The sequence below is a fragment of the Streptomyces sp. NPDC037242 genome (assembly GCF_055604165.1).
Genome location: NZ_JBVJUY010000004.1, coordinates 191,306 through 197,940 on the forward strand (window position 1 = coordinate 191,306; position 6,635 = coordinate 197,940).

Annotated in this window: 5 protein-coding genes and 1 pseudogene; 3 read left to right on the top strand and 3 right to left on the bottom strand. The window is 73.4% G+C overall.

Features of this window, described 5'->3' with window-relative positions; genetic code table 11:
- The first annotated feature begins 142 nt into the window (after positions 1 to 142).
- The gene (locus ACZ7GJ_RS07695) at positions 143 to 1,189 is read left to right on the top strand and encodes an NADP-dependent oxidoreductase (protein WP_470750239.1); all 1,047 of its coding nucleotides are present in this window, start codon (positions 143 to 145) and stop codon (positions 1,187 to 1,189) included.
- A gap of 121 nt (positions 1,190 to 1,310) precedes the next feature.
- Here ACZ7GJ_RS07695 and ACZ7GJ_RS07700 read toward each other — a convergent pair whose 3' ends face one another.
- The 3 genes from ACZ7GJ_RS07700 to ACZ7GJ_RS07710 all read right to left on the bottom strand — a co-directional run bounded on the left by ACZ7GJ_RS07700 (position 1,311) and on the right by ACZ7GJ_RS07710 (position 4,599).
- The gene (locus ACZ7GJ_RS07700; RefSeq protein WP_470750240.1) at positions 1,311 to 2,915 is read right to left on the bottom strand and encodes a transporter; all 1,605 of its coding nucleotides are present in this window, start codon (positions 2,913 to 2,915) and stop codon (positions 1,311 to 1,313) included.
- Positions 2,912 to 3,772, bottom strand: coding sequence for an ABC transporter ATP-binding protein (locus ACZ7GJ_RS07705; protein WP_470750241.1), 861 nt, complete (start codon positions 3,770 to 3,772; stop codon positions 2,912 to 2,914). The genes ACZ7GJ_RS07700 and ACZ7GJ_RS07705 overlap by 4 nt, the downstream gene beginning before the upstream one ends.
- Before the next feature lie 158 nt (positions 3,773 to 3,930).
- Positions 3,931 to 4,599, bottom strand: a complete 669-nt coding sequence (locus tag ACZ7GJ_RS07710; protein ID WP_365926086.1) for a bifunctional DNA primase/polymerase — start codon at positions 4,597 to 4,599, stop codon at positions 3,931 to 3,933.
- A 234-nt stretch (positions 4,600 to 4,833) separates the two neighbouring features.
- Here ACZ7GJ_RS07710 and ACZ7GJ_RS07715 point away from each other — a divergent pair, with 234 nt between their 5' ends.
- Both ACZ7GJ_RS07715 and ACZ7GJ_RS07720 read left to right on the top strand, forming a co-directional pair.
- Positions 4,834 to 6,216, top strand: coding sequence for a transcriptional regulator (locus ACZ7GJ_RS07715; RefSeq protein WP_470750242.1), 1,383 nt, complete (start codon positions 4,834 to 4,836; stop codon positions 6,214 to 6,216).
- A 100-nt stretch (positions 6,217 to 6,316) separates the two neighbouring features.
- Positions 6,317 to 6,635 (top strand): annotated as a pseudogene (locus tag ACZ7GJ_RS07720) (hypothetical protein); the annotation flags it as partial.

Here is a 6,635-nt window from a genome sequence, read left to right on the forward strand (position 1 = left end):
CAACGTTACTTCGCACTCTCCGGACGGCCGCACGCCGACCGCCGCACGACCGTCAGCGAACCGTCGGCGAACCGTGCGCGCCCCCTCGCATGGTGTTCCTGTGACCGCGACCGAGCGGTACGAACACCGGAAGGAACCCGCCATGACCACCACGCCCACCACGCCCACCACGTCCGCCGCGACCGTCTCCCGCGAGATCCACCTCGCCGCCCGCCCCGTCGGCGCCCCGACCCCGCAGGACTTCGCGCTCGTCACCACCGAGGTCCCGGAGCCCGCCGACGGCCAGATCCTCGTCCGCAACACCTGGATGTCGGTGGACCCGTACATGCGGGGCCGGATGGACGACGCGCCCTCCTACATCCCGCCCTTCGAGCTCGCCGCCGCCCTGGAGGGCAGCGCCATCGGCGAGGTGATCGCCTCCCGCGCCCCGTCCGTCCCGGTCGGCGCGACCGTCTCGCACTTCCTCGGCTGGCGTGAGTACGCCGTCCTGGACGCGGCCGCCGCCACGGTCGTGGACACCGAACTCGCCTCCCCGGCGGCGTACCTCGGCCCGCTGGGCACGACGGGCCTGACCGCGTACGCCGCGCTCACCCGCACCGCGCCGGTCAAGGAGGGCGACGTGGTGTTCGTCTCCGCCGCGGCGGGTGCGGTGGGCAGCGTCGCCGGACAACTGGCCCGGCGGCTCGGGGCGTCCCGGGTGATCGGGTCGGCGGGCGGGAGCGCGAAGACCAAGAAGCTGCTGGACTCCTTCGGCTTCGACGCGGCGGTGGACTACCGCCAGGGCGCGCTGGCGGAGCAGCTCGCGCAGGCGGCCCCCGAAGGCATCGACGTCTACCTCGACGCGGTGGGCGGCGACCACCTCCAGGCGGCCATCGGCGCGATGCGCCAGGGCGGCCGGATCGCGATGGTCGGCGCGATCAGCGGCTACAACGCCACGGGGCCGGCGGCGGGACCGGACAACCTCTTCCGGGCCGCGGCCCGCGAGGTCACGCTGCGCGGGATGCTCGTCTCCAGCCACTTCGACCTGTTCCCGGAGTGGATCGGCCGCGCGGCGGGCTGGCTCGCCGACGGGAGCCTGTACGCCGAGGAGACGGTCGTGGACGGCATCGAGCGCGCCCCCGAGGCCTTCCTCGGCATGATGCGCGGTGCGAACACGGGCAAGATGCTGGTCCGCCTGCCGGCCGCGTGAGCCGCCGGCGCCGGGCGACGATCACGCGCCCCCGACGAAAGATCCCCGCGCCACCCGAGGTCGGGTGGCGCGGGGATCTCGGACGGGAGGGACCCGCCGCCCGCAGGGAGCCGCGGGCGGTTCAGCCCTTGCTCACCGCCGACAGGATCTCCGGGAGCTTGCGCGCCACCGTCGGCGCGGCCAGGCGCAGGCCCGCCCAGGTGGCCAGGGTGCCCCAGGCGACGCCCAGCGGCAGCAGGATCCAGCTGAGGGATTTGTGGTCCGCCGCGTTGAGGTAGACGGTCAGGACGATCATCGGTGCGCAGATCACCGCCGAGACGGCCAGCCCGGCGAAGATGCCCATCCAGGCGAGCGCGCCCTGCCCCGGGGCGACGTTCTTGAAGGCGCCGTCCGTCGGGATGGAGTACGGGTAGTGGGCCGAGGCCAGCGCGCCCGTGCAGAGCATCGAGCCGAGCAGGGCCAGGGCCATGCCCAGCGCCGCCGGGAAGCCGGGCCAGTTGCCGACCAGCGCGGCCGTGGCCACCGTGATCAGGACCGTGTACGGGACGGTCACCAGCGCCAGGGCGTAGGCGCGGGCGCGCAGTTCGACGTACGCGTCGTGCCGGTTCGAGATGGTCTGCGCGACCATCCAGAACGCCGAGGTGTCCTGGCCGAACTGGTTGTACATCTGGACGCCGAGCATGCCCGAGCCGAAGCAGACGAGGTACACCGAGCCGGTGCCCTGGAGGGCGTTGAAGATCGGGATGATCGCGCCGATCGCGAGGGAGCTGACCCAGGCGGCCTTGGTCTTCGGGTCGCGCCCGATGTAGCGCAGGGAGCGCTGCATGGCCGCGCCGGTGCGGTCGTCGGGGAGCAGGGACCACAGTCCGCGGCCTCCGGCGCGTTCCTTGCGCGGCTTGGCCGCCGCGATGGTCGAACCGTCGGGGGTGACCATCAGCTTGGTCAGGCTGCGCTCCCAGAACCGCAGCAGCAGGGCCAGGGCGGCGAGGGTGAGGGCGAGTTGGGCCGCCGCCACCCCGTACGAGCCGTCGCTCACCGAGTCCACCATGCCGACGGCGGTCGCGGGCGGCAGCCAGCGGACCACGGCCTCGGCCGGCTCCAGGGCCTCCATGCCGCCGGCCTCGAACAGCCGCTGGCTCCCGAAGTTGACCAGCTGCCCGCCCACTGCGATCAGCAGGCCGCTGAGCAGGGCGAGGTCGCGCCCCTTACGGCTGGTCAGCAGCCGTACGTTGGCCGTGGCCACGGCACGGGCGAGCGCGACGCAGCCCAGCAGCAGCAGCGGTACCGCCACCACGGCGGCCACCGCGCCCGCGGCGCCCCGGGCGACGGCTATCACCGAGCCGACGCCCAGGCAGAGCGTGAACAGCGGGCCGATGCCGACCAGGGAGGAGGCGAGCAGGGCCCGTACGAGCGGACGCGGGCGCAGCGGCAGCATGACGAGCCGCGTCGGGTCGAGCGTCTCGTCCCCGGTGGGGAAGAACAGCGGCATGAACGTCCAGCCGAGCGCGAGGAGCGCGGCCAGCAGGACGACGACGGTGCCGGCGTGCGCGTTGCCGCGCAGCAGGGCCATGCCGAGGGTGGCGAAGAAGCCCACCACCAGGGCGAAGGCGAGGCTGCCGAAGTAGGCGGCCTTGCGCTTCGAGGAGCCCTTGAGGCCGTTCTTCAGCAGGGAGAGCTTGAGCTGGACGAAGATCGGGGTCAGGGGGACCGCGGTGGTCGTGCTCATCGGGCGGCCGCCCCGGTCGTGGTGCCGTTGCCGAGACCGCCGCCGCCGAGCCAGTCCAGCGAGTCGCCGGAGTCGCGGCCCTGCGCGCCGACCAGCTCCAGGAACGCGGCCTGCAGCGAGGGCGCGTCGCCCCGTACGTCGGCCAGCGGGCCCGCGGCCCGGATCCGGCCGGCGGCCATCACGGCGACCCAGTCGCACAGCGACTCGACGAGCTCCATCACGTGGGAGGAGAAGACGACTGTGGCCCCGGAGGAGGTGTAGCGCTCCAGCACCCCGCGGATGGTCTGCGCGGACACCGGGTCCACGCCCTCGAACGGCTCGTCCAGGAACAGCACTTCCGGGTTGTGCAGCAGGGCGGCCGCCAGGCCGATCTTCTTCCGCATGCCCGTCGAGTAGTCGACGACCAGCTTGTGCTGCGAGCCCGCGAGGTCCAGGACGTCCAGCAGCTGGGTCGCCCGCTTGTCGGTCTCGGCGCCGGTCAGGCCGCGCAGCCGGCCCATGTAGCCGAGCAGTTCGCGACCGGACAGGCGCTCGAAGAGCCGCAGCCCCTCCGGCAGGACGCCGATGCGGGACTTGACCTCGGTCGGGTCGGTCCACACGTCGTGCCCGGCGACGATCACGCGCCCCATGTCCGGGCGCAGCAGGCCGGTCACCATCGACAGCGTCGTCGTCTTGCCGGCACCGTTCGGGCCGACCAGGCCGATGAACTGACCTGCCGGCAGTACGAGGTCGATGCCGGCGACGGCCACCTGCTCGCCGAAGCGCTTCCAAAGACCCTCTACCCGAACGGCGGCCGGCGCGGATCCCGCGCCACCCGTCCCGTGCGTTCCGCCCGTCGCATCTGCCTGGTCCGGCATGCGCCTGCCTCTCGTTCTGTTCCCCGTGGTCGTACTTTCCTCACCATAGGAGGACGGGAGAGAGGCACAGCAGTTACTTATGTCATGAGTTTCCGGGGAGGAATTACCAAGCGCTCAGCAAGCGCTGACCTGCCGCATCACGCATCACGCATCACGCATCACGCCTGGCGTCGCGCCCGCTCCGCCGCCGCCTCGCGCCCGCACGCGTAGGCCAGCGCGTCGATGAGCTCCTCCACATCCGGCAGCCAACGGTTCGCGGCCGTCGGCGGCTGCGCCCACTGGACCGAGCCGCGCCCGCCGTAGCGGGTCGGCGGGGCGGCCACGTACTCGCCCTCGCCCCGTGCCGCGAGGTCGAGTTGGGACGGCTGCCAGCCGATCTTGCGCAGCAGGTCCGCGACCTTGGCCCCGGCGCCGGGCAGGACGAAGAACTTCATCCGGTGGTCGGGGGTGACCGTCACCGGCCCGAGCGCGCGCTGCATCCGCTGGAGCCGCGCCAGGGCGAGGAAGCCCGCGGAGTCCGGCACGTCCAGCGCGTCGAAGGTCCGGCCCGTCGGCAGCAGGATCGAGGCCGTGGGGTGCTTGCCCCAGAGCCGCCGGACCTGCACCGCGCTGCCCGAGGCCTGCGCCGCCCAGTCCTTCACGGTCGGGTGCGCGCCGGGCGCCGCGCAGTCCTGCGCCCCGCAGGAGCACTTCTCCCGGCCCTCCGAGGACTCCAGCCAGGTGCCGGCGAACACATCCCAGTGCCGTTCTTCCGTGTACCGCACGGCATGGTCCAGCAGCCGCTCACCGCGCGGCTTGGGAATGGGTGCGGTCTCCGTGACTGCCATGGTCTCTTCCACGTGCATCACAACTCTTGCGGTCACCGGGGGTTACGGGCGTAAACCAGCCGGTGGCCGGAGCATCGATCCTGCACACGGGGCGCATCGATGCATGGACGGGGGCGCGTGGGAGGTCGGGGCGCCGGAGGTGGGTAGCGACTCGTCGCAGAGGGGAAGATTCTCCGCACATCAGGCGGGAAGTGATCATTCCAACGCTCTCCCGTGGCTTCAGGGGGTTTTTCAATGGCAGCCAGGCCTCTCGTCGCCCGCCAGCCGAACGAACGGCTGCAGGCGCTCATCCAGGAAGCCGGGTGCTCCAACGCCGGGCTCGCCCGGCGCGTCAACATGTGCGGCGCCGAGCACGGTCTCGACCTGCGCTACGACAAGACCTCGGTCGCCCGCTGGCTGCGCGGTCAGCAGCCGCGCGGCCGGGCGCCGGGGATCATCGCCGAGGCGCTCGGGCGCAAGCTCGGCCGGACCGTCACCATCGACGAGATCGGCATGGCCAACGGCAAGAACCTCGCCTCCGGCGTCGGCCTGCAGTTCTCCCCGACCGTCATCGGCGCGATCGAGCAGGTCTGCGAGCTGTGGCGCAGCGACGTGGGCCGCCGCGACTTCCTGACCGGGTCCTCCGTGGCCGCCTCCGCCCTCGTGGAACCCAGCCGCGACTGGCTGATCACCGGGGCCGACGCACAGGTCGCCCGCAGCGGCGGCTCGCGCGTCGGGATGTCCGACGTGGAGGCCGTGCAGGCCACCACCGAGGCCCTCAAGGACCTCGACCACCGCTTCGGCAGCGGGCACGTACGGCCCGTGGTCGTGCACTACCTCAACTCCGTGGTGTCCGGGCTGATCGGCGGCTCGTACCGGGAGCCGGTGGGGCGGGCGCTGTTCGCGGCCGTGGCCCGGCTGACCGAGCTCGCGGGGTACATGGCGGTGGACACCGGCCAGCCGGGCCTGGCCCAGCGCTACTACATCCAGGCGCTGCGCCTCGCCCAGGCGGCCGGCGACCGCGCGTACGGCGGGTACGTGCTGGCGGCGTCCATGAGCCACCTGGCCGCCGAGCTGGGCAACCCGCGGGAGATCGCGCAGCTCGCCCGCGCCGCCCAGGAGGGCACCCGCGGCCAGGTCACCCCGCGGGTGGAGGCGATGTTCTACGCCGCCGAGGCGCGCGGGCACGCGCTGCTGGGCGACGGCCGCGCGACGGCGGTGCTGTCCTCCCGGGCGGTCACCGCGCTGGAGCGGGCGGAGCCGGAGTCGGGCGACGACCCGGCGTGGATCCGGCACTTCGACACGGGCTACCTTGCGGACGAACTGGCCCACTGCCACCGGGACCTGGGCCAGGCCGACGCGGCGGGCAGGCGCGCGGAGGAGGCCCTGCGGGCGCTGCCCGCGGGCAAGGAGCGCCGCCGGGCCATCGGGCTGTTGCTGCTGGCGACCGCGCAGGTGCAGCAGCGCGAGGTGGAGCAGGCCTGCCAGACGGCCACCAGGGCGGCGGACCTGCTGTCGGGGCTGCGCTCGAACCGGGGGGCGGAGTACCTGGAGGACTTCCGCCAGCGCCTGGAGCCGTACCGGGAAGAGGCGGCGGTGCGGGAGTTCGGGGCACGTCTGGAGGCGGTGGGGGCCTGACGGGGCACGAAGGCATGGGTGGGCCTGACGGCGGTGGCGGACGACCGGGTAGCGTGACCGACGGTTCCGTAGGTACGGACAAGTCGGAGAAGGAGTCCCGGTGACGGAGAACGGACAGGGGAACGGCCACCAGGCCACCCCGCAGGCCGGCACGCCGTGGGGCCCGCCGGACGCGACCCCGGGCTACCCGGAGCAGCAGCAGGGCGGTCCGGCGTACGGGTACCCGCAGCCGTACCCGCATCCGCAGGAGGCGCCGCAGCCGGGACACGTCGTGGGCCCCGGCTACGAGGGGCCGGGCGATCCGCACGGGTACGGCTATCCGCCGCTGCCCGAGGCGGTCACGCAGTTCATCCCGCCCGTCCCGGCGGCTCCCGCTGCCCCGCCCGTCCCCGCGGCCCCGGCGCACGGGGAAGCCGCGA

Excerpts from the sequence above, each read along its gene's own strand:
- ACZ7GJ_RS07715 (WP_470750242.1), top strand. The coding sequence starts at position 4,834 with ATGGCAGCCAGGCCTCTCGTCGCCCGCCAGCCGAACGAACGGCTGCAG.
- ACZ7GJ_RS07700 (WP_470750240.1), bottom strand. The coding sequence starts at position 2,915 with ATGAGCACGACCACCGCGGTCCCCCTGACCCCGATCTTCGTCCAGCTC.
- ACZ7GJ_RS07695 (WP_470750239.1), top strand. The coding sequence starts at position 143 with ATGACCACCACGCCCACCACGCCCACCACGTCCGCCGCGACCGTCTCC.
- ACZ7GJ_RS07710 (WP_365926086.1), bottom strand. The coding sequence starts at position 4,599 with ATGGCAGTCACGGAGACCGCACCCATTCCCAAGCCGCGCGGTGAGCGG.
- ACZ7GJ_RS07705 (WP_470750241.1), bottom strand. The coding sequence starts at position 3,772 with ATGCCGGACCAGGCAGATGCGACGGGCGGAACGCACGGGACGGGTGGC.